This window comes from Winogradskyella aquimaris, assembly GCF_042676105.1.
In the GTDB taxonomy this organism is placed as follows: Bacteria; Bacteroidota; Bacteroidia; order Flavobacteriales; family Flavobacteriaceae; genus Winogradskyella; species Winogradskyella aquimaris.
The window spans coordinates 394,054-414,513 of the sequence record NZ_JBHTJQ010000002.1 but is presented as its reverse complement, the minus strand read 5'-3'; the positions used below and the strand labels follow the sequence as shown (position 1 = coordinate 414,513).

The following is a 20,460-nucleotide window of genomic DNA, read 5'->3' as shown; positions in this document are numbered from 1 at the left end:
ATGAAAAAGATTTTAGTAATTGACAACTATGACAGCTTTACCTATAACCTCGTCCATTATTTAGAAGACTTGGATTGTGAAGTTACCGTAAAACGAAACGATAAATTAAAACTTGATGACGTTGAGGCTTTTGATAAAATAGTGCTTTCACCAGGTCCTGGTATACCAGATGAAGCCGGACTTTTAAAAGACATTATTGCAAAATACGCACCAACCAAAAGTATACTCGGTGTTTGTTTAGGGCAGCAAGCCATAGGGGAAGTATTTGGTGGTTCTTTAGAAAATCTAGACACCGTTTATCATGGTGTTGCAACACATGTCACTTTATCTGTTGATGATGACCCTTTATTCAAAGGTCTCAATAAAACTTTTGAAGTTGGCAGATACCACTCTTGGGTAGTGAGTACTAATTTACCTGACGTTTTAGAAGCCACATCATTTGACTCAAATGGTCAAATTATGTCCCTAAGACATAAAGTTTTCGACGTTAAAGGTGTACAATATCATCCTGAATCTGTGTTAACACCAGACGGAAAAAAGATTTTAGAAAACTGGGTAAATAGCTAGCCCTTCATTCAACTAAACATAACTAAAATAATTTCCACTGCTGTGGCGAGTGAATATGAAAGAAATTTTAAACAGACTAATAAACCAAGAAAGTATTTCAGCGGACGAAGCGAAGCGGGTTTTGGTTAACATCTCAAATGGCGCTTACAATCAAAGTCAGATTGCTTCCTTTTTAACCGTTTATATGATGCGAGGCATCACCACAGAAGAACTTCGTGGTTTTAGGGATGCCTTATTAGAACTTTGCATACCTGTTGACTTAGAGGGATACAATACCATAGATTTATGTGGCACAGGAGGTGATGGCAAAAACACCTTTAATATATCTACCCTATCCTCGTTTGTTACGGCTGGTGCAGGAGTGCATGTTACAAAACACGGCAATTATGGGGTATCTTCTGCTTCAGGTTCTTCAAATGTCATGGAGTACTTGGGTATTAAATTTTCTAATGATATGGATTTCTTAAAACGTAGTTTGGATGAAGCTGGTATTTGTGTTTTACATGCACCTCTTTTTCATCCTGCCATGAAAAATGTAGCTCCAATACGAAAGGAGCTAGGTGTAAAAACCTTTTTTAATATGCTTGGCCCTATGGTAAATCCAGCATTTCCAAAAAATCAGATGGTTGGTGTTTTTAACTTAGAACTGTTACGGCTTTACGGGTACTTATATCAAGAAACCGATAAAAACTATGCTATAGTTCATGCTTTGGATGGATATGATGAAATATCGTTGACAGGAAAAACTAAAACTATAACCAATACCTCTGAAATCTTATTTGATGCCCAAGATATTGGATTGGATCAAATTGATAGCTCAGATATTTATGGTGGAGCTACTGTGAAAGAAGCAGCTAAAATTTTCACAAAGATTATTAACGGAAAAGGAAGCCAAGCCCAAAATAATGTAGTCTGTGCGAACGCTGGTTTGGCGATAGCTACGGTTAAACAAATTTCACATAAAGAAGGTATTGCCATGGCTGAAGAATCTTTAATGAGTGGTAGTGCAAAATCTAGTCTTGATAAATTAATTGAATTAAGTAAATGAACATCTTAGACCAAATAGTATTTGATAAACGAAAGGAAGTTGCTCTGCGCAAAGCCTTAATTCCGGTAAAACAATTAGAATCTTCTGTGTTGTTCGGAAGACCTCTGAACGCTTTAGCTGGTCGACTAAAAAATAGCGGTTCTGGTATCATTGCAGAGCATAAAAGACGCTCACCATCTAAGTCTGTTATAAACCAAAACTTAAATGTACAAGATGTTGCTTTAGGGTATGAAAACGCCGGTGTTTGTGGGATGTCTGTGCTAACCGACAGCAAATATTTTGGCGGCTCTCTAGATGACTTACTTGTGGCAAGAGCAAGCTGCAATCTACCTCTTTTAAGAAAGGAGTTTATTATAAATGAATACCAAATCATAGAAGCCAAAGCCTATGGTGCTGATGTTATTCTATTAATTGCCGCAATTTTAACTGCTGACCAAATAAAGGAATTTTCCGAATTGGCAAAAAGCTTAGATCTCAATGTGTTATTGGAGGTACATAATCTGGAAGAATTACAAAAATCCATCATGCCATCTATTGATATGCTTGGTGTGAACAATAGAAATTTAAAAACATTTGAAGTTAGCCTTGAAACATCTAAAACCTTGAGTCAACACATTCCAGCAGATTTTGTGAAAGTTTCAGAAAGTGGAATCAGTACTATTGAAGCCATTAAAGAATTACAACCTTTTGGCTATAAAGGCTTTTTAATTGGTGAGAATTTTATGAAAACGGATAATCCTGGAGCTAGTGCAACAGAATTTATAAATACTTTAAGTTCATGAAGGTTAAAATCTGTGGAATGAAATATAATACTGCCCAAGTTGCAAAACTGCAACCAGACTATCTTGGGTTTATATTTTATGATAATTCATCTCGTAATTTTAAAGGAATTATTCCCGATATATCAAAAGAGATAAAAAAGGTTGGTGTTTTTGTTGATAATGGGAATATTCTTGATATGGCACAAAAGATTCTTAATTACAAACTTGACATGGTACAACTTCATGGTTCTGAAAGTCCAAAATATTGTCAAGCACTTAAAATTATGGATATCGGTGTTGGAGATAACCATCTTTACAAAAGCCATAAATTCCAAATTATTAAAGTATTCTCTATAAAAGATGAATTCGATTTTAGCCAACTTCAACCTTATGAAGAATATGTGGATTACTTTTTATTTGACACCAAAGGCAAATTACCAGGCGGTAACGGTTACACTTTTAATTGGGATGTTTTAAAAGATTACCCTTTAACAAAACCTTATTTCTTAAGTGGTGGTATAGGGTTGGGAGAATTGCAAAAAATCAAGGAATTCATAAAACACCCAACTTCAAAATATTGCTATGCAATTGATGTTAATAGCAAATTTGAAATTGAGCCTGGACTAAAAAGCATTAATGAATTAGAAAAATTTATATATGAGCTACAACATTAACAATAAAGGATATTACGGCGAATTTGGCGGTGCATTTATTCCAGAGATGCTCTATCCAAATGTAGAAGAGTTACGTCAAAATTATCTTAAAGTGATGGCAGAATCTTCTTTTCAAGAAGAATTCCATCAACTATTAAAAGATTATGTTGGCAGACCTTCTCCACTCTATTTTGCCAAACGCCTATCAGAAAAATACAATACTAAAGTATATCTAAAACGTGAAGATTTAAATCACACCGGTGCACACAAAGTCAATAACACCATCGGTCAAATACTAATGGCCAAACGTCTGGGCAAAACCAGAATCATTGCTGAAACTGGAGCAGGACAACATGGTGTAGCCACGGCTACGGTTTGTGCACTAATGGGTTTAAAATGTATTGTTTACATGGGCGAAATCGACATTGCAAGACAAGCACCAAATGTGGCACGGATGAAAATGTTAGGGGCAGAAGTAAGACCTGCGTTATCAGGTAGCAGAACCTTAAAAGATGCCACTAACGAAGCCATTAGAGATTGGATTAACAATCCAGTAAATACTCATTATATTATTGGCTCTGCCATTGGTCCACATCCCTATCCTGACATGGTGACGCGGTTTCAATCTATAATTTCAGAAGAAATAAAATGGCAACTCAAAGAAAAAGAAGGTAGGGAAAACCCTGATTATGTGGTCGCATGTATTGGCGGTGGCAGTAATGCCGCTGGCACTTATTATCATTTTTTAGATGATGAAGATGTTGGTATTATTGCTGTTGAGGCTGCTGGCAAGGGCATCCATTCTGGTGAAAGTGCAGCCACATCAGTATTAGGTAAAGAAGGTATCATACATGGTTGTAAAACACTATTAATGCAAACTGATGATGGTCAAATTACCGAACCCTATTCCATTTCCGCAGGATTGGATTATCCTGGTGTTGGTCCTTTACACTCACACTTATACAAATCGGGTCGCGGAGAGTTTTATTCCGCAACGGATGATGAAGCCATGCAAGCCGGATTAGAATTAACTAAACTAGAAGGAATCATTCCAGCGATAGAGACAAGTCATGCTTTGGCTATATTTAAGCATAAAACGTTTCAACCAGATGATATCGTGGTGATTAGTCTATCGGGCCGCGGCGATAAGGATTTGCAGAACTACATTGATTATTTTAAACTTTAAAAAGATAATAGAGTAGAGAATTTAGATAAAAGACACAGCAAAAATTTTCAAAATAAGCAAAGTCTCTCATCTCGCTTCTCTTATCTCGTTTATAAAACATGAACAGAATAAATAGAACACTAAACAAAGACAAAAAGCTCTTGTCTATATATTTTACGGCAGGCTACCCAAATATTAATGATACCGTTTCTATTATTCAAAATTTGGAAAAAAGTGGTGTGGATATGATTGAAATTGGACTACCCTTTAGTGACCCTCTTGCTGACGGACCAACCATTCAAGCGAGTTCAACTGCGGCTTTAAAAAATGGAATGACTACTGAAAAGCTTTTCGAACAAATAAAAGACATCCGAAAATCGGTTGCAATTCCTTTAATCATTATGGGCTATTTTAATCCCGTTTTACAATATGGTGTAGAAGCCTTTTGTAAAAAATGTCAAGAAATTGGAATTGACGGCTTAATCTTACCCGATTTACCTGCAGATGTTTATGACACAGAGTATAAAACAATTTTTGAAAAGTACGGATTGATAAATGTGTTTTTAATTACACCTCAAACCCCGGAAGAACGTATTAGATATATTGATTCTATTTCAAACGGCTTTATTTACATGGTAAGTTCAGCAAGTACAACTGGAGCACAATCTGGTTTTGGTGAAGAGCAAACACATTATTTTGAACGTATTTCTAAAATGAACTTGAAAAATCCTCAGATAGTTGGTTTTGGGATTTCTAATAACGAAACCTTTACTCAAGCTACAACATATACTAAAGGTGCTATTATTGGTAGTGCTTTTATTAAGCACCTAACGCTTCAAGGGACACAAACAATAGATGGTTTTGTAAATTCAATTATTAAGTAGATATTTACGGTCCTAACTTACTTAAAATAATCAATTATGGAATGGTACCTCAAGGTTGTAAAAGAAAACTACATCAATTTTTCTGGCAGAGCAAGACGAAAGGAATATTGGATGTTTACACTCATAAATACGCTCATCATCTTGGCTTTAGCCTTTTTTATGGGTATGCTAGCTGATACAAGCATGGCATTTCTTCCTTCCATTATATTAATGATTTATGTCTTGTTTATTATACTTCCTGGATTAGCCGTTACCGTAAGGAGGTTGCATGATACTGGCAAAAGTGGATGGTATTATCTTCTTTCTTTAATACCCTATGTTGGTGGAATTATATTAATTATTATGACGGTACAAAATGGTGATGTAGGTAGAAATCAATACGGACCAGATCCCAAAGCACCAAACAATGATGAAATAGACAAAATTGGCAAACCTCTTTTGGATTAAATTTTAATCAATTTAGCTACTAGAAACTTACTATACAACCGCTTTAAATGAAGTTTATAAACGACTGGAGATTAATCATATTGCTTTGTCTAACCTTAGGCTTAGCGCCTTTTTTCCCTGAGCCGCATATCCTTGGTAAAATTAGATGGCTTGCAGGTGGAGCTGTTGGCATGTCTGCGATGGATTATTTTGATGTGTTGTTACATGGGTTTCCTTTTATATTACTCATAAGATTATTGGTATTAAAAATAACTTCAAAAAATGCCGCTTAATATTGTCCTTATAGAACCTGAAATCCCAAACAACACAGGTAATATTGGACGCTTAGCTTTGGCTACAGGTTCGCGTTTGCACTTGGTAAAACCTCTGGGTTTTGAAATTGACGACAAACGCCTTAAACGTGCCGGACTTGATTACTGGCAGCACCTTGAAGCTATATATTACGAAAGCAAAGAAGAATTCTTCACAATAAATGCTGACAAAAAAATGGTGTTTCTAAGTAGTCATGGTACCAAATCGCATTGGGATATTCAGTTTGAAGATAATCTGTTCTTAGTTTTTGGGAAAGAATCTGTTGGTTTACCAAAGACCTTAATTGAAAAGCACCAAACAGATCTTTTCAAAATTCCGATGTATAACTATGAGATTAGAAGCCTTAATTTGGCTAATGCGGTAAGCATTATTGTGTATGAAGGTTTAAGACAGCTACGTTAAAACTATCACAAAACAGCTATTGGCATTAAACAATTTTTAAGCTCTGAAGTCATAGAAGTATTCATTAATTAAAATACATAAATTATGACTTCAAAAACTTTAAAATTGAGCATTTTGGCTATCACCATTTACACAGTAGCATTTGTAAATGCACAAGAAAGACAACGCCAACACAGAACGAACCCTGAAGCGGTATTTCAAAAATTAGATACAAACAAAGACGGCGCGATAACCTTAGACGAGTTTAAAAAAAGACCTAGTCGTAAAGAAATTCAAGAAGAAATGGTTGAGACACACTTTAAAACATTAGATTTAAATACCGACGGTTCCCTATCCTTAAACGAGTTTAAAAAAGGAAAGGACATGGCTAAAAAAGAACGATTAAAAAAACACTTTTCTTCACTGGATAAAGACGATAATGGTGTTATTGATTTTGACGAGTTCGAGGCTTTTAACGAAACTAAAAGACATAAAAGAAAGCACAAACGTTCCAAAGACTGAGTCAACACTTTAAAAAATCCTCTAGCATATTAGAGGATTTTTTTGTTTCAGAAAGCAATGCTGAATTTGGTTTTGTATGTTATCTTTAGAACAAAAATAATGTATTGAGAACGACAAAACCCATAAAAATCCTATTCGAATATATTCAAATTACAATTGGTATTATATTAGCTAGTATAGGCCTTAAGGCATTTCTTTTACCTAATGGATTTTTGGATGGTGGAGTTACAGGTATCGCTTTGTTAGTGAAATCGCAAGTAGATATTAATATTTCCATTTTGCTCGTTCTTTTTAGTATTCCCTTTTTAATTTTAGGCTTTTTTACGGTATCCAAGAGGATTGTGATAAAGTCCATAATCAGTATTCTCGGGTTAGCACTCTTTATTCATTTTGAAAATTTTGAAACCATTACTGATGACAAATTATTGATTTCAATTTTTGGTGGTCTCTTTTTAGGAGCTGGTATTGGCATTGCCATTCGTAATGGTTCAGTTCTGGATGGTTCTGAAATTTTAGGTGTTTACTTAAATAATAAATTTGGGATAAGTATTGGTCAAATTATACTGGTTTTCAATATTGTACTGTTTAGTGTTACAGCATTAATTTTATCAGTAGAGATCGCCCTTTATTCAATACTCACCTATATTGTTACAGCTAAGGTGACCGATTTGATTATTGAAGGTTTTGAAGATTTCATAGGTGTGACTATAGTGTCTAAGAAATACGAAGAAGTAGAAATTGCCATCATGCAAGAACTTGGCACAGGTATGACACTTTACAAAGGTACCCGTGGACTAGGAAGCTCTGGAAAAACAGAAGATTTTGATATCATCCATACGATAGTGAACCGTATTGATATTAAAAAAATGTATCGCGTCGTTGACAAAATTGACCCAAAAGCGTTTATTGTAGAGTTTGATGTGAATACCGTTAAGGGTGGAGTATTGCGCCATTATCTTAATAAAAAGAAAGATAAAATTTTACCTAAACATTAGGTGAAATAACGCTGTTTAAATGTCCTAACCTTTTGAAATAGAATATTAAATAATATCATTTTATCGTACAAAAACTAATTCTTTTTCAGAAGATAATTCTTCGCTAAAACCATAGTTCTCGTAATTAAAACCTTTTACATCATCCAGTGTTTTAGCATCTGTATCAATGATGTACCTTGCCATTAAACCTCTCGCTAGTTTTGCGAATATCGCTATGGTTTTATACTTACCGTCTTTAAACTCTTTAAAATTAATATTAATTACAGGCACTTTTAAAGCTTTAGTGTCAATTGCCTTAAAATATTCGTTACTGGCCAAGTTTAAAAACAATTCGTTATCCTCTAGCTCATCATTTAAAGCTTGGGTTACTTTTTTCTTCCAGAATTCATAAAGATTTTTGTTTTTACCTACTGTCATTTTAGTACCCATTTCCAACCGGTAAGGCTGAATTAAATCCAATGGTTTTAATATACCATACAACCCTGATATGATTCTAATTGTATCTTGAACTTTATCTAACTTCTTGGTATCAATAGTGTATGCATCGATACCTCTGTAAACATCACCATTAAAAGCATAAATAGCCTGTCTTGCATTGTCTTTGGTAAAAGGTAAACTCCACTCTTGGTTACGCTCGTAGTTAAGTTGCCCTAAATTATCAGATATACCCATTAGCTTGGACAAACTTTTTGGAGACTTTTTCTTCAGTAGTTTATTTAAACGTTCAGCTTCAGCTAAAAAGCAACCTTCTGTTGTTTTAGCGGTTGGTAATTTGCTTTCAAAATCTAATGATTTAGCCGGTGATAATACAAGTTTCATAGTTCATTTTTTATGCAATCCAAAGTTACAAACTAGAAACTATTTCTAAAAAGTTAGACTACAAATAATAGTAATAGTACTATTAATTATCTTGATGCTTGGCATAGCCCCTCCACTTTTCGATACAGAGTTGCATGTCTTCAGGGATTTCAGAAGTAAAACTTAACCATTTTCCAGAAGTTGGATGCTCAAAACCTAAGGTTTTAGCATGTAGTGCCTGCCTTGGTAATACCTTAAAACAGTTGTCTACAAATTGCTTGTATTTAGTGAAGGTAGTGCCTTTTAGGATTTTTTCGCCACCATACCTTTCATCATTAAAAAGCGTATGCCCGATATGCTTCATGTGCACGCGGATTTGATGGGTACGCCCAGTTTCGAGTTTGCAGCTTACTAAAGTTACATATCCCAAACGCTCTAAAACTTTGTAATGCGTTACTGCTGGTTTACCTTTATAGGTCTCATCACCTTCATAAACCGTGTTTTGCAATCTGTTTTTGGGATGACGACCAATATGCCCTTCCACAGTACCTTCATCTTCTTCTATATTTCCCCAAACCAAAGCCACATACTCACGCTCACTGGTTTTTTCAGCAAATTGATTAGACAAGTGAGCCATGGCTTGCTCGGTTTTAGCTACCACCAATAAACCACTGGTATCCTTATCGATTCTATGGACCAAACCGGGGCGGTTGCTTGAATTATTTGGCAAGTTCTCAAAGTGATATATAAGTCCGTTAATCAATGTCCCTGAGTAGTTCCCATGACCAGGATGTACCACCATACCTGCCGGTTTGTTTACCACTAAAAGTTCGTCATCCTCATATACAATATCAATTGGTATATCTTCTGCAACCAATAAGTATTCATGGGGTGGGTGCTCAAATTTTACGGTAATTTGGTCATTAGGCTTAACCTTGTAATTAGATTTTACAGGTGTTCCATTTACAAAAATAGAACCGTCTTTGGCAGCTTGTTGAATTTTATTGCGCGTTGCATTTTCAACAAAATTCATTAAATATTTATCTATACGAAGTGGTTGCTGTCCTTTGTCAACCTTAAAAGCATAGTGTTCATAGAGTTCATCTTCCTCTTCAGAAATATCTACTATATCTGCCATAATATTTTAACGATTTCCGTTACCTAATACGATATCGATGGTGGAAGTTAGCGGTAGCATGGTTCCAGGCGTCAAGGTTTTACCCTTGTGTTTCATACCCAGCACTACGTCTTTACCGATATTATCGACATAAGAAATCTCACCGATCTTAAATTCTAAAGCTTCTAATTGCGGTTTAGCTTGTCTGTAGGTACGCTTAAGAATATTAGGCACCTCAACTTTACGATATCCTGACGGATTAAGAATTAAATAAATCTTTCTATTTTCCTTTACCTGAGCGCCTGCAGCAGGTTTCTGCTCGATTACTGAATATTTAGGATAGTTAGGATTGTAATTCGCAGAATCCTGAATTTCCATTCTAAGATCGTTATCATCAAGTTCTATCTTTACAGTCTCTAAGGATTTTCCCTTTAAGTCTGGCACCGTAACAAAATCTCCATGGTTAGTGGTTATATTTAACCATTTTAAAACTAAAAAGCTAAGTACTATAACAGCTACTATAGCGATTAATAATTGTTTTAAAAATACTTTGCTGGTTAAAAACTTAACTAAACTCATAAGCTGCTTACTTGTTGACAAATCTAAATAAATAATCTAACGTTATAAAATTAATATACGTATGCTTTATTAGATTTAGATTGTAGAAAATAAATGATACATTTACGCTAATACATTTTTTTAAGGCATGAAAAAAAATATTGCCATTATTATGGGTGGCTATTCTAGCGAATACGAAATTTCACTTAAAAGCGGTAATGTTGTTTACAATACTCTAAACAAGGATAAATACAACACTTACAGAATCCATATTTTTAAAGAAAAATGGGTATATGTCAATGAAGCTAATGAAGAGTTCCATGTAGATAAGAACAACTTTTCAGTAATGGTAAATGGAGAAACCATAAGCTTTGATTGTGTTTTTAATGCCATTCACGGATCACCTGGAGAAGATGGATACATGCAAGCCTATTTTAAATTATGGAACATTCCACAAACAAGTTGCAACATGTACCAAGCCGCACTTACTTTTAATAAGCGCGATTTACTGGCAACCCTTAAGCCTTATGGTATAAAGACTGCTGAAAGCTACTACCTTAATCTTGGTGATGTTATTAATGAAAACGACATAGTCTCTAAAGTGGGTCTGCCTTGTTTTGTTAAAGCCAATAAAGCCGGAAGTAGTTTTGGCATATCCAAAGTTTATAAAAAGGAGGAGCTCAAAGCTGCGATAGAAAAATCTTTTAAAGAAGATGATGAAATTATAATAGAGCAGTTCTTGGATGGTGTTGAAGTTTCTGTTGGAGTCATATCCTACAAAGGGCAAACCACAGTATTGCCCATAACAGAAATTGTATCCGAAAATGATTTTTTTGATTATGAAGCTAAATATCAAGGTAAATCCCAAGAAATAACTCCGGCCAGGATTTCTGAAGATTATGCCAACAAAGTAAGGGCACAAGCAAAAAAAATATATGAAGTCTTGGGCATGACAGGCTTTTCCAGAAGTGAATTTATATTTAAAGATGACGAACCACACTTATTGGAAATGAACACTGTACCTGGACTCACCAAAGAAAGCATTTTACCTCAACAAGCTGCTGCCGCTGGAATTAGTATGGAAGAGCTGTTTGATAATGCCATTGAGGAAGCCATGAAGAATTAATAGTTATCTTTGAAACCATATAGAAGATTATAAAAATGAAACGCGCATTATTTCCTGGATCCTTTGACCCAATCACCAATGGGCACTACGATATTATTAGACGTGGTGTTAAACTTTTTGATGAAGTTGTCGTAGCAATTGGTATAAATGCCGATAAAAAATACATGTTTTCTATAGAGGAACGCCAAGCCTTTATTGAAGATGCCTTTAAAGACGAGCCAAAGGTTAAAGTCACGACCTATGAAGGGCTTACTGTTGATTATTGTAAAGCAATCAAGGCAAAATTTATTTTAAGAGGTTTACGAAATCCTGCAGATTTTGAATTTGAAAAAGCCATTGCCCATACCAATAGAAAACTTTCAAAAATCGAAACCGTCTTTCTATTGACAGCTGCACAAACCTCTTACATCTCCTCTTCAATCGTTAGAGATGTGATAAGAAATAATGGAGATTATACCGTTTTAGTTCCAGATAGCGTTAGAGTGACTTCTAAATAATATAATTTATAGCACTATAAATAAGAAAAGAGAGACTTCTAAATGTAATCCTTTCCAATTAATCGAACTTTATATGTGAAACTTCCTTCTGAAGTGCATCAATCTCTATTTTTAATTGTTGTAGGAAGTGACGATGGGCTTCAGAATTAGGATGAAACGGCCGATGCGCTTTCTTTGCTTGAATGCTAGCTACTTTTTTTAAAGTTAAAATAGCTTCTTGTGTTAACCAAACCGTTTTAAATTTTTCCCAAATGTAATCTATGGCGACGTCATTTGGGTGAATCATGTCCTGATTATAGAATCTATAGTCTCGCAGCTCGTCCATCATAATCTCGTAAGACGGAAAATAAAATAACCGTTTTCTTGGTTCAACAAGCTGATGAATAGCAGCTAACAAATGTGCTTTGCTTTGGTTGTTTTCTACAAAACCATCTTTAAGATGTCTTACGGGAGATACTGTAAAAATGAAGTTAACTTCCGGGTTTACACTTCGTACCAAAGCCACTATTTTTTCAAGAGAGGCGACAATATCATCAATGGGAAGTAGTTCCTTTAAAAACTGCTTTTGAGGAATTTTATGGCAATTCGCTACAATCCTATCTGATGCAATATACCTGTAAACCCAAGCTGTACCTAAAGTAATGATAAGGTGTGTTGCTGTATTGATGTTTTTATGTGTCGACTCAATTGTGTCATTTAAATTGTTGAGTAAGTCCTTCTTAGAAAAAGCATTCATTTTAGAGTGCGCATCAAAACAACTCCATATTTCATTATGACTGATTAGATCATCTTCCTTATAGAAATCCTTATTGATACTTCTAGTGATTAAATTTTCTACAGCAATAGGGTGAAATAAAATGCCAAATGGATTTATTTCAGATTGAAATTTATGATACTCAAACTTACTACCTATATTCTCAGAAAAACATGATCCTAGCAACATCAATTTAGACGTGTAATCTATTTGATGATGTAGTTGCTTATCTAATTTTGTATAGGTTTGAAGATTCATTTTCACTATTTAGAAAGTTTAACCTTCGTTTAAGATTTCTAAAATCTCATCTCTTTCTACCCAATTATCAAAACATTCTTGATAAAAGCCTCTATCAAAAAATTCATATAACCTATGGCCGACTTTAATTGATGGAGGCAAACCAAAAATATTATCTTGTTCTTCTAAAACTTTAGAGCAAATTGCACATTTGGTATGGCCTACAAAAATTAAAGCCATGATTAATTCAAGTAATCTTTAGCAGCCTCCAAAGCCTCCTCAATACCAGCTGGATGTTTACCACCAGCTGTAGCAAAGAAAGGTTGACCTCCACCACCACCTTGGATGTGTTTACCTAGCTCTCTCACAATCTTACCTGCGTTTAGTTCCTTTTCTGCAACTAAGTTTTTAGAGATATAACAAGACAATAGTGCTTTCCCATCATTATCCGCGCCAAACAATGCAAAAAGATTATCTACTTCCCCACCCAATTCAAAACATAAATCTTTAATACCAGAAGCATCCAAATCCACCTTTTTTGCAATAAAGTTGATACCGTTATGCTCGGTAATCTCATTTTTTAGATCACCTTTTAAATTCTTGGCTTTATCTTTAAGTAATTGTTCAATTTGTTTTTTTAAACTCGCATTCTCTGCCTGTAAGTTTTGCAATGCCTTGACCGGTTCTTGAGCATTGTTCAATAGATCTTTCATTTCAAAATAAGCTCTGTTATTTTCAAAATAAAAGTCTTTTACGGCATCGTTGGTTATGGCCTCTATACGTCTTATTCCTGCCGCTACAGCGCCTTCAGATACAATTTTAAAGTGCCAAATATCAGCCGTATTTTTAACATGGGTACCTCCGCATAATTCTATAGATTTACCAAAACGTATTGTACGCACCGTATCCCCATATTTTTCACCAAACAATGCCATTGCGCCTTCTTCTAAAGCCTTTTCCATTGGCACATTTCTTTGTTCCTCTAATTTTAATTTTCCGTCGATACGAGCGTTGACAAAATTCTCAACATCTCTTAATTCTTCTACAGATAATTTTGAAAAATGTGAAAAATCAAAACGTAAACTCTTGGCATGAACAGCACTTCCTTTTTGCTCTACATGGCTTCCTAAAACCTCTCTTAGTGCTTGATGTAGCAAGTGGGTAGCGGTATGGTTACACTCTGTTCTATAGCGCTGTTTTTCATCAACAACAGCTTTAAACGTTTCGTTAATATGGTTTGGTAAGCTTTTAGCAAAATGAATAATAACATTATTCTCTTTCTTCGTATCTAGTATGTAAACCACATCACCATGAACATCTTCAAGGTAACCCTTATCCCCAACTTGCCCTCCACCTTCAGCATAAAACGGTGTCAAATTAAATACCAGCTGATACAAATCGCCCTCCTTCTTTGAAGTTACTTTTCTGTACCGAGTAATTTTTACATTGGCTTCTAGTGCGTCATAACCAATAAATTCCTGTTCGGCATCATCAACCAAAATAGTCCAATCTTCAGTTGACGTTTCACTGGCTTGACGAGATCGTGTCTTTTGGATTTGAAGTTGCTCCTCAAAACCTTTTTCATCCAATTTTAAATTCTTTTCAGCTAAAATTAAAGCCGTTAAATCTATCGGAAATCCGTAAGTATCATATAATTCAAAAGCTTTTTCACCAGAAACTGTATCCCCTTTAGTATCCTTAACAATACCATTAAGTAATATTAGACCTTGTTCTAAGGTTCTTAAGAACGAAGACTCTTCTTCTTTAATAACATTTTCTATCAATTGTCTTTGAGCCTTAATTTCTGGAAATGCTGAGCCCATTTTTTTACTCAATATATCTACTAAACGGTAAATGAATGGTTCTTTCTTGTCTAGAAAAGTAAATCCGTAACGAACTGCTCGTCGCAAAATTCTGCGTATCACATAACCAGCTCCAGTATTACTTGGCAACTGCCCATCTGCTATAGAAAAAGCAACTGCCCTAACATGATCAGAAATAACTCTTATAGCAACATCTACTTTATCGTCCTTTCCGTAATCTTTGTTAGTAATGGTTTCAATCTCACGAATAATTGGTGTGAACACGTCGGTGTCGTAATTAGATTGCACACCTTGAAGCACCATACAAAGACGCTCAAAGCCCATACCTGTATCAATATGTTTGTTTGGAAGTGTTTCTAAAGACCCATTGGCTTTACGGTTATATTGCATGAAGACCAAATTCCAGATTTCTACAACCTGAGGATGATCCATATTCACTAAAGATCTACCATCAACTTTAGCCTTTTCTTCGGCTGAACGTATATCTACATGGATTTCACTACATGGTCCACAAGGTCCTTGGTCTCCCATTTCCCAAAAGTTATCCTTCTTATTTCCCATAAGAATTCGGTCTTCGGAAATGTATTGTTTCCAAATATCATAAGCTTCCTGATCCATTTTTAAATTATCACCGTCATCACTTCCTTCAAAAACTGTGACGTATAAAATATCCTTGTCAATGCCATAAACTTCTGTCAACAACTCCCAAGCCCAAGCAATGGCTTCCTTTTTAAAATAGTCACCAAAACTCCAATTGCCAAGCATTTCAAATAGCGTGTGATGGTAAGTATCATAGCCCACTTCTTCCAAATCGTTATGCTTACCAGATACTCTCAAACATTTTTGGGTATCTGCAATTCGGTTACTTTTTGGCTCACTATTACCAAGAAAAAATTCTTTAAAAGGCGCCATTCCAGAATTCACAAACATTAATGTTGGATCGTTTTTTAAAACCATTGGTGCTGAAGGCACAATAAGATGTTTTTTTTCTTCAAAAAAATTTAAAAACTTAGATCGAATTTCTTGAGACGTCATATACTGAAATTATAGCTTGTTTCGTTTATATTACCACAATTGCAAAACAATCTTTATATTTGAAGGTTCGCAATACTTGTAGAATAATAAATGTGCATTATTGCTGCAAAAATAGTATAAAATAGAACATGGCTAAGGTAAAATATTATTATGATGCAGAAACGCTTTCTTATCGTAAGATAGAGCGTAAAAAATCGACCACCATAAAATATACCGCAGTTTTTCTTTTAGCTTCTGCCCTATTTGCCTTTTTATTTGTTTTTATTGCCAGTCAGTATATAGAATCTCCTAAAGAGCGACAATTGACTAGGGAACTCCAAAATATGCAACTGCAATATGAGTTGTTAAACAAGCGTATGGATGACGCTATTGCTGCATTAGAAAATGTAGAAGAACGCGACAATGCTATTTACCGTTTATACTTTGAAGCTAACCCTATACCAGAAGAACAGCGACGTGCTGGGTTTGGTGGTGTAAACCGTTATAAAAAGTTTGAAGGGTATGACAACTCCCAGTTGATTGCTGAGAGCAACAAACGCTTAGATATCTTAGAAAAAGCAATAGTTGTCCAATCCAAATCCCTAGATGAAATTGCAAAATTAGCTAAAGACAAAGAAAAATTTTTAGAAGCTATACCTGCCATACAACCTGTAAGAAATGAAAACCTGACACGTATGGCCTCAGGTTATGGTTACAGGACGGACCCATTCACAAAAGCTAGAAAATTTCATTTTGGAATGGATTTTACAGCGCCTCGTGGTACACCAATCTATGCTACTGGAAATGGCATCGTAAAACGTGCAGATAACAGAGCCTCTGGTTATGGTAAACATATTCGTATAGACCATGGCCATGGCTATATATCCCTATATGCTCATTTATACAAATACAATGTACGCGTTAATCAGCGTGTAAAACGTGGCGATTTAATTGGGTATGTTGGTAGTACCGGACGCTCAGAAGCACCACATTTGCATTACGAAGTCTTTAAAGATGGTGAGCGCATTAACCCAATTAATTTCTACTATGGCAACTTATCTGCTTCAGAGTTTAATGAATTACTGAGAAAGGCATCTCTAGAAAACCAATCCCTCGATTAACATGCATATAGATTTACCAGAAAAACGTTATTACGGTATTGGTGAGGTTGCCAAGGCCTTTAAAGTGAATGCCTCTTTAATTCGATTTTGGGAAAAGGAATTCGACATCATCAAGCCTAAAAAAAATGCTAAGGGTAACAGAAAATTCACACCCGAAGACATCAAAAATCTTAAATTTATATACCATCTGGTAAAGGAAAGAGGTTTCACCTTGGAAGGTGCAAAAATTCATTTGAAAGAAGAAAAAAAGCAATCTCTTGAAAAATTTGAAATCATTGAAAAGCTGGAAAGCATAAAAGCACAGCTAATTAAAATAAAAGCACAGCTTTAAAACAAGAGGCTTCGGTGATGGCATGAAGGTGGTGACGCCTCTGGTGGCTAGTAAATTTTAAAATTGATCGCTTTTAACTACCTTTAAAGAATAACCTAAAGGCAAAAAAATTAGTCATCTATCTCTAGAGTGAATAAGTCTTCGACTGACATTTTAAATAATCTTGCCATTTTAAGTGCCAACACGGTTGAAGGCACATATTTCCCCTTCTCAATAGCGTTAATGGATTGGCGGCTCACACCAATTTTTTCGGCCAGATCAGCTTGAGTTAGATTATGTCTTGCGCGCTCAATCTTAATATTATTTCTCATGACCTGTATTTAAGAAAGTTAAATCTAAAAATAAAAAAGAGCAACGGCGTAAACATGTTATATACTAAGACATTAAAAAAGGTAAATTCGTAAATAAATATAATGGTAAAAATTAGTATGATGTAATTGACAATAATAGCCCATACCAAGGAATCATTTCTAAGCTTAAATATAAATTCGTCTTCTACCTTTTCCTTAGTGAAGCCGACAATGAGTCCACCAAAAATAATGCTTAAGGCAGTAATCTCATCTAGGATACTGTTGTTCTCGATAATCTTAAAAAAGCCACCATCCTTATTGAAAATGTCTTCACCATTGTAAATAGCAAAAACGTCCATTTTTAACATATCAGATTCAAAGTCCTGATTGAAAAATACTAAACCAGAAATAACTCCTAAAATCAATAGAACCCAACCAATAATTTTATATCTGTGCGGTAAAAGATAATTTGTTTTCATAATACTCATGTAAAAGTTATATCTACAAATATATATAATTTTTTACATTATGTAAAGTTTTATTTACTTTTTGTAAAAAATAATTTATAAAAATTTGTAATAAGCTTAAAACAAGTTATCCCTAGTAAATGATTATCGCTTTAACGTGAAATGACCATTAAACGTTCTGCCATCTGCTAAAACGGCCTCAAACCAATAGTCGTCTGTTGGAAGCCGCTTTCCGTTGTACATACCATCCCATTTGGGATTGTCTTGATTGAGGATCGTCAGAAGTTTTCCATAGCGATTATAGATTTTGATGGTTGCCGTTACAGGAAACTCAGAAGAAAAACCTTTAATTTGCCATGTATCATTAATAGTATCGCCATTTGGCGTAAAAAATTTTGGAAAGCCTAAAACGGAAATAGCCTCTGAAACCACACCACAATTAGCCTTCATATCTTTTACATATACTGTATGGATTCCTATGGCTACATTTTCAAAGACGTTAGATTCTTGATAAGCACCATTTTCATCATCTAAGGCATATACATAATCACCTTCCCCAGACACTAAAACTGTAATTGTATTATTCTCAGAAATATCAATTACCTCAATAGTTTCTATTGCAGCTGTACTAGACGGAAGTACTCTAACCATTCTTCTATTGGTGCATCCTGCTGGTCTTGTAACTAAAACTTCATAGTCACCTATTTCATTAATGTTTATGTTTATAGTGGTTTCACCTGTTGACCAATCATAAGCATAGTTATTAGGAATATCGTCCAAAATTCCACCTGAAATGGTAATGGTCTCCGGGTATGAGTTTAAGCAATAATAGACTTCCTCAAACTGGGCAACATTTGGTAACTCCTTAACTGATAAATTAACTTCGTTTATAGCATAGCAAACATCATCTATGTCTACCCTTGCATAGATGGTTTGCTGATAGGGCTCTTCATTAAAATAATCGTCAATAATTTCATTAACCCTTAATAAGGCATCATTATAAGTAACATAATATCCGATATTTGCATTTACAGGCGAATTTTCAAGAATCTGACCATCTGCTTCGGTCAAATCAAAAAACGCAAAACCATCTACTATAAAATCATCACAGACCTCTAAACTTGCTGTATTACCGAGTGAGGAATTGACTTGCAACGTCACTTCCGAGCTATTATAGCATCCCGAAAACTCATCAAAAACCTTGGCATAAACAATTTGATTGTTCGAAGTATTGGTGTAGCTAGCACTATTTATGGGAATGGTGAGATCTTCATCCTCAAAAAATGAAATATCCCAAATCGGCACAACTTGCCCCAACTCATTCCTTACAATATCATCCGTGTAAGTATTGAGATTAAAACTTGATAAACCGTCGGCAACTTCATCATCACATTGAATTATAGTAATATCATTAGCTATAGGTGATTGGAACACGTTTACCGTAACTGGAATTCTAATACCATCTGTGCAACCCTCAAACAAAGGCAGTATATAGTAGGTTGTACTTGCATTTATATAATCTTCAAAAGAAAGACCTGTATTTATAACATCTAGGGAAGTCTCAGAGCTGTACCATAAAACCTCATCGGTATTTGTGGTCAAACTGATTTCAGCCAATCCCTCATCACACAAGCTATTTGTTATTATTGAGGTTTTTGGCATTATGATAACGGAATTACCCGAAACACTGATGTCTGGATCACCTTCCATACCACCAAACTCAACGATATATCCTTGAGGATGGTATGGACTATCTGGATCTGTTGAACCTGTTACAGGTAAATCATTCCATGAACCAAGTATGCCTATATCAGGATCGGTTATATGTGCATAATCTTCATCCCCTAAATTATTAGGCTCACCATTATTCCAAAAAGCAAACATCCCATCTGGAGAACTTCCATTAGCAGTACCGTTCCAAAATATTTGCCCTGCTTCTGGTCCAGATTGCCATCTCCAAACTCCTTCTGAGCTACTATCGGAGCCACCGATCCAACCAGTACCTTGGGCTTGTTCACCTGTTATTTGTACTTCCTCTGGTGTCGTTATGGTTGATAAGTATCCTTGTAGACCAAAATAAGTTTGTGTTGAAGCTGCATTTAATGCTTCAGACCAACTGATTCCAACATCGGAAACATAAATGTAGTAATGTCCAGTTGCAGGCAAAAAATTGGCTTCACCTAGATTGACAGAAAAAAACTTGTCTTGCGTAAAATTGCTTTCGTTAGTTTGAAAACGTATATCACTTATTGCATTTTCAAATTCTGTATACGTAGCTGGCCCTGTTAATGTTAATAATCCTTCTCCTATGGACCATGATGCTGAGATGTTTGGATGATCCCCAGTTAAAAATAGTTCGTCTGATCCCAAGCTATAACCTGTTGAAATCTGAACAAAAACGGTTTCAAGAGTCCCCGAACCACCATTAATATCAATGGCCGTAATGATAGGCATTGGTGCTTCACCACAAAACATCTGGTTGCCTTCTACAACAATCTGCGGAGGACTTTGAGCGATACTTTTGAAATAAATAGTAGAGCACAATAACAATATGAAGTATCGCGATAAGGTTGTCATAGCCCTATAAAGATA

At 35.2% G+C, this 20,460-nt stretch carries 24 protein-coding genes; 15 read left to right on the top strand and 9 right to left on the bottom strand.

Translation table 11 applies throughout. The features are described 5' to 3' along the window. From ACFQ1K_RS02485 to ACFQ1K_RS02435, 11 genes are all read left to right on the top strand, one after another. Positions 1–567 (top strand): anthranilate synthase component II, encoded by a 567-nt coding sequence (locus ACFQ1K_RS02485; RefSeq protein WP_320556233.1) that lies wholly within the window; start codon positions 1–3, stop codon positions 565–567. 55 nt (positions 568–622) lie between these two features. Continuing rightward, positions 623–1,615, top strand: coding sequence for an anthranilate phosphoribosyltransferase (gene trpD, locus ACFQ1K_RS02480; RefSeq protein ID WP_320556234.1), 993 nt, complete (start codon positions 623–625; stop codon positions 1,613–1,615). Next, on the top strand, positions 1,612–2,397 hold the full coding sequence (gene trpC, locus ACFQ1K_RS02475) for an indole-3-glycerol phosphate synthase TrpC (RefSeq protein WP_320556235.1): 786 nt from the start codon (positions 1,612–1,614) through the stop codon (positions 2,395–2,397). The genes trpD and trpC overlap by 4 nt, the downstream gene beginning before the upstream one ends. Before the next feature lie 17 nt (positions 2,398–2,414). Continuing rightward, positions 2,415–3,050: a phosphoribosylanthranilate isomerase gene (locus ACFQ1K_RS02470; protein ID WP_320556236.1), complete on the top strand. Its 636-nt coding sequence runs from the start codon at positions 2,415–2,417 to the stop codon at positions 3,048–3,050. Continuing rightward, a complete protein-coding gene (trpB, locus tag ACFQ1K_RS02465) occupies positions 3,034–4,215 on the top strand; it encodes a tryptophan synthase subunit beta (protein ID WP_320556237.1) in 1,182 nt (393 codons plus the stop codon). Before ACFQ1K_RS02470 ends, trpB begins: the two co-directional genes overlap by 17 nt. Positions 4,216–4,313: 98 nt before the next feature. Then, on the top strand, positions 4,314–5,078 hold the full coding sequence (trpA, locus tag ACFQ1K_RS02460; protein ID WP_320556238.1) for a tryptophan synthase subunit alpha: 765 nt from the start codon (positions 4,314–4,316) through the stop codon (positions 5,076–5,078). A gap of 36 nt (positions 5,079–5,114) precedes the next feature. Continuing rightward, positions 5,115–5,525: a DUF805 domain-containing protein gene (locus ACFQ1K_RS02455; RefSeq protein WP_320556239.1), complete on the top strand. Its 411-nt coding sequence runs from the start codon at positions 5,115–5,117 to the stop codon at positions 5,523–5,525. 47 nt (positions 5,526–5,572) lie between these two features. Beyond that, the gene (locus ACFQ1K_RS02450; protein WP_320556240.1) at positions 5,573–5,797 is read left to right on the top strand and encodes a hypothetical protein; all 225 of its coding nucleotides are present in this window, start codon (positions 5,573–5,575) and stop codon (positions 5,795–5,797) included. Next, entirely contained in the window at positions 5,787–6,239 is a 453-nt protein-coding gene (locus tag ACFQ1K_RS02445) for a tRNA (cytidine(34)-2'-O)-methyltransferase (protein ID WP_320556241.1), read from the top strand. Before ACFQ1K_RS02450 ends, ACFQ1K_RS02445 begins: the two co-directional genes overlap by 11 nt. 84 nt (positions 6,240–6,323) lie before the next feature. After that, positions 6,324–6,740 (top strand): EF-hand domain-containing protein, encoded by a 417-nt coding sequence (locus tag ACFQ1K_RS02440; RefSeq protein WP_320556242.1) that lies wholly within the window; start codon positions 6,324–6,326, stop codon positions 6,738–6,740. Between the two features lie 104 nt (positions 6,741–6,844). Next, a complete protein-coding gene (locus tag ACFQ1K_RS02435) occupies positions 6,845–7,735 on the top strand; it encodes a YitT family protein (protein ID WP_320556243.1) in 891 nt (296 codons plus the stop codon). 60 nt (positions 7,736–7,795) lie between these two features. Here ACFQ1K_RS02435 and yaaA read toward each other — a convergent pair whose 3' ends face one another. The 3 genes from yaaA to ACFQ1K_RS02420 form a co-directional block, all read right to left on the bottom strand. Beyond that, positions 7,796–8,554, bottom strand: a complete 759-nt coding sequence (yaaA, locus tag ACFQ1K_RS02430) for a peroxide stress protein YaaA (RefSeq protein ID WP_320556244.1) — start codon at positions 8,552–8,554, stop codon at positions 7,796–7,798. 82 nt (positions 8,555–8,636) lie between these two features. Further along, positions 8,637–9,671: an RluA family pseudouridine synthase gene (locus ACFQ1K_RS02425; protein WP_320556245.1), complete on the bottom strand. Its 1,035-nt coding sequence runs from the start codon at positions 9,669–9,671 to the stop codon at positions 8,637–8,639. 6 nt (positions 9,672–9,677) lie between these two features. Continuing rightward, the gene (locus ACFQ1K_RS02420; protein WP_320556246.1) at positions 9,678–10,229 is read right to left on the bottom strand and encodes a PASTA domain-containing protein; all 552 of its coding nucleotides are present in this window, start codon (positions 10,227–10,229) and stop codon (positions 9,678–9,680) included. Between the two features lie 127 nt (positions 10,230–10,356). Here ACFQ1K_RS02420 and ACFQ1K_RS02415 point away from each other — a divergent pair, with 127 nt between their 5' ends. Together ACFQ1K_RS02415 and coaD are read left to right on the top strand one after the other, a co-directional pair. Further along, complete coding sequence (locus tag ACFQ1K_RS02415) at positions 10,357–11,334, top strand: D-alanine--D-alanine ligase (RefSeq protein WP_320556247.1); 978 nt, start codon at positions 10,357–10,359, stop codon at positions 11,332–11,334. Positions 11,335–11,369: 35 nt separating this feature from the next. Then, complete coding sequence (gene coaD / locus ACFQ1K_RS02410) at positions 11,370–11,831, top strand: pantetheine-phosphate adenylyltransferase (RefSeq protein ID WP_320556248.1); 462 nt, start codon at positions 11,370–11,372, stop codon at positions 11,829–11,831. Positions 11,832–11,889: 58 nt separating this feature from the next. Here the strand turns inward: coaD and ACFQ1K_RS02405 are convergent, their stop codons facing one another. Genes ACFQ1K_RS02405 through alaS form a run of 3 tightly spaced genes read right to left on the bottom strand, consistent with a single transcriptional unit; the run spans position 11,890 to position 15,680 of the window. Further along, positions 11,890–12,843 carry a GSCFA domain-containing protein gene (locus tag ACFQ1K_RS02405; protein WP_320556249.1) on the bottom strand — a complete coding sequence of 318 codons (954 nt, stop codon included), beginning with the start codon at positions 12,841–12,843 and terminating at the stop codon, positions 11,890–11,892. An 18-nt stretch (positions 12,844–12,861) separates the two neighbouring features. Further along, entirely contained in the window at positions 12,862–13,062 is a 201-nt protein-coding gene (locus ACFQ1K_RS02400; RefSeq protein WP_320556250.1) for a hypothetical protein, read from the bottom strand. 2 nt (positions 13,063–13,064) lie between these two features. Then, positions 13,065–15,680: an alanine--tRNA ligase gene (gene alaS / locus ACFQ1K_RS02395; protein WP_320556251.1), complete on the bottom strand. Its 2,616-nt coding sequence runs from the start codon at positions 15,678–15,680 to the stop codon at positions 13,065–13,067. Positions 15,681–15,808: 128 nt separating this feature from the next. On the opposite strand from alaS, the gene ACFQ1K_RS02390 reads away from it, so the two are divergent. After that, positions 15,809–16,780, top strand: a complete 972-nt coding sequence (locus ACFQ1K_RS02390; protein ID WP_320556252.1) for a M23 family metallopeptidase — start codon at positions 15,809–15,811, stop codon at positions 16,778–16,780. A gap of 1 nt (position 16,781) precedes the next feature. Beyond that, positions 16,782–17,111: a MerR family transcriptional regulator gene (locus ACFQ1K_RS02385; RefSeq protein WP_320556253.1), complete on the top strand. Its 330-nt coding sequence runs from the start codon at positions 16,782–16,784 to the stop codon at positions 17,109–17,111. Positions 17,112–17,221: 110 nt separating this feature from the next. Here the strand turns inward: ACFQ1K_RS02385 and ACFQ1K_RS02380 are convergent, their stop codons facing one another. The 3 genes from ACFQ1K_RS02380 to ACFQ1K_RS02370 form a co-directional block, all read right to left on the bottom strand. After that, positions 17,222–17,422 carry a helix-turn-helix transcriptional regulator gene (locus ACFQ1K_RS02380; RefSeq protein ID WP_320556254.1) on the bottom strand — a complete coding sequence of 67 codons (201 nt, stop codon included), beginning with the start codon at positions 17,420–17,422 and terminating at the stop codon, positions 17,222–17,224. Then, positions 17,419–17,880: a hypothetical protein gene (locus ACFQ1K_RS02375; RefSeq protein ID WP_320556255.1), complete on the bottom strand. Its 462-nt coding sequence runs from the start codon at positions 17,878–17,880 to the stop codon at positions 17,419–17,421. The genes ACFQ1K_RS02380 and ACFQ1K_RS02375 overlap by 4 nt, the downstream gene beginning before the upstream one ends. Before the next feature lie 132 nt (positions 17,881–18,012). Then, positions 18,013–20,445 carry a T9SS type B sorting domain-containing protein gene (locus ACFQ1K_RS02370; RefSeq protein WP_320556256.1) on the bottom strand — a complete coding sequence of 811 codons (2,433 nt, stop codon included), beginning with the start codon at positions 20,443–20,445 and terminating at the stop codon, positions 18,013–18,015. Between the last annotated feature and the right edge of the window lie 15 nt (positions 20,446–20,460).

What these genes read in the sequence shown, in the direction of transcription:
- ACFQ1K_RS02390 (WP_320556252.1), top strand. Translation starts at nt 15,809, where the DNA reads ATGGCTAAGGTAAAATATTATTATGATGCAGAAACGCTTTCTTATCGT.
- ACFQ1K_RS02455 (WP_320556239.1), top strand. Translation starts at nt 5,115, where the DNA reads ATGGAATGGTACCTCAAGGTTGTAAAAGAAAACTACATCAATTTTTCT.
- ACFQ1K_RS02380 (WP_320556254.1), bottom strand. Translation starts at nt 17,422, where the DNA reads ATGAGAAATAATATTAAGATTGAGCGCGCAAGACATAATCTAACTCAA.
- yaaA (WP_320556244.1), bottom strand. Translation starts at nt 8,554, where the DNA reads ATGAAACTTGTATTATCACCGGCTAAATCATTAGATTTTGAAAGCAAA.
- trpC (WP_320556235.1), top strand. Translation starts at nt 1,612, where the DNA reads ATGAACATCTTAGACCAAATAGTATTTGATAAACGAAAGGAAGTTGCT.
- ACFQ1K_RS02375 (WP_320556255.1), bottom strand. Translation starts at nt 17,880, where the DNA reads ATGAAAACAAATTATCTTTTACCGCACAGATATAAAATTATTGGTTGG.
- ACFQ1K_RS02415 (WP_320556247.1), top strand. Translation starts at nt 10,357, where the DNA reads ATGAAAAAAAATATTGCCATTATTATGGGTGGCTATTCTAGCGAATAC.
- trpA (WP_320556238.1), top strand. Translation starts at nt 4,314, where the DNA reads ATGAACAGAATAAATAGAACACTAAACAAAGACAAAAAGCTCTTGTCT.
- ACFQ1K_RS02470 (WP_320556236.1), top strand. Translation starts at nt 2,415, where the DNA reads ATGAAATATAATACTGCCCAAGTTGCAAAACTGCAACCAGACTATCTT.
- ACFQ1K_RS02440 (WP_320556242.1), top strand. Translation starts at nt 6,324, where the DNA reads ATGACTTCAAAAACTTTAAAATTGAGCATTTTGGCTATCACCATTTAC.
- trpB (WP_320556237.1), top strand. Translation starts at nt 3,034, where the DNA reads ATGAGCTACAACATTAACAATAAAGGATATTACGGCGAATTTGGCGGT.
- alaS (WP_320556251.1), bottom strand. Translation starts at nt 15,680, where the DNA reads ATGACGTCTCAAGAAATTCGATCTAAGTTTTTAAATTTTTTTGAAGAA.
- ACFQ1K_RS02485 (WP_320556233.1), top strand. Translation starts at nt 1, where the DNA reads ATGAAAAAGATTTTAGTAATTGACAACTATGACAGCTTTACCTATAAC.
- ACFQ1K_RS02420 (WP_320556246.1), bottom strand. Translation starts at nt 10,229, where the DNA reads ATGAGTTTAGTTAAGTTTTTAACCAGCAAAGTATTTTTAAAACAATTA.
- coaD (WP_320556248.1), top strand. Translation starts at nt 11,370, where the DNA reads ATGAAACGCGCATTATTTCCTGGATCCTTTGACCCAATCACCAATGGG.
- ACFQ1K_RS02405 (WP_320556249.1), bottom strand. Translation starts at nt 12,843, where the DNA reads ATGAATCTTCAAACCTATACAAAATTAGATAAGCAACTACATCATCAA.
- ACFQ1K_RS02370 (WP_320556256.1), bottom strand. Translation starts at nt 20,445, where the DNA reads ATGACAACCTTATCGCGATACTTCATATTGTTATTGTGCTCTACTATT.
- ACFQ1K_RS02450 (WP_320556240.1), top strand. Translation starts at nt 5,573, where the DNA reads ATGAAGTTTATAAACGACTGGAGATTAATCATATTGCTTTGTCTAACC.
- trpD (WP_320556234.1), top strand. Translation starts at nt 623, where the DNA reads ATGAAAGAAATTTTAAACAGACTAATAAACCAAGAAAGTATTTCAGCG.
- ACFQ1K_RS02425 (WP_320556245.1), bottom strand. Translation starts at nt 9,671, where the DNA reads ATGGCAGATATAGTAGATATTTCTGAAGAGGAAGATGAACTCTATGAA.
- ACFQ1K_RS02400 (WP_320556250.1), bottom strand. Translation starts at nt 13,062, where the DNA reads ATGGCTTTAATTTTTGTAGGCCATACCAAATGTGCAATTTGCTCTAAA.
- ACFQ1K_RS02385 (WP_320556253.1), top strand. Translation starts at nt 16,782, where the DNA reads ATGCATATAGATTTACCAGAAAAACGTTATTACGGTATTGGTGAGGTT.
- ACFQ1K_RS02445 (WP_320556241.1), top strand. Translation starts at nt 5,787, where the DNA reads ATGCCGCTTAATATTGTCCTTATAGAACCTGAAATCCCAAACAACACA.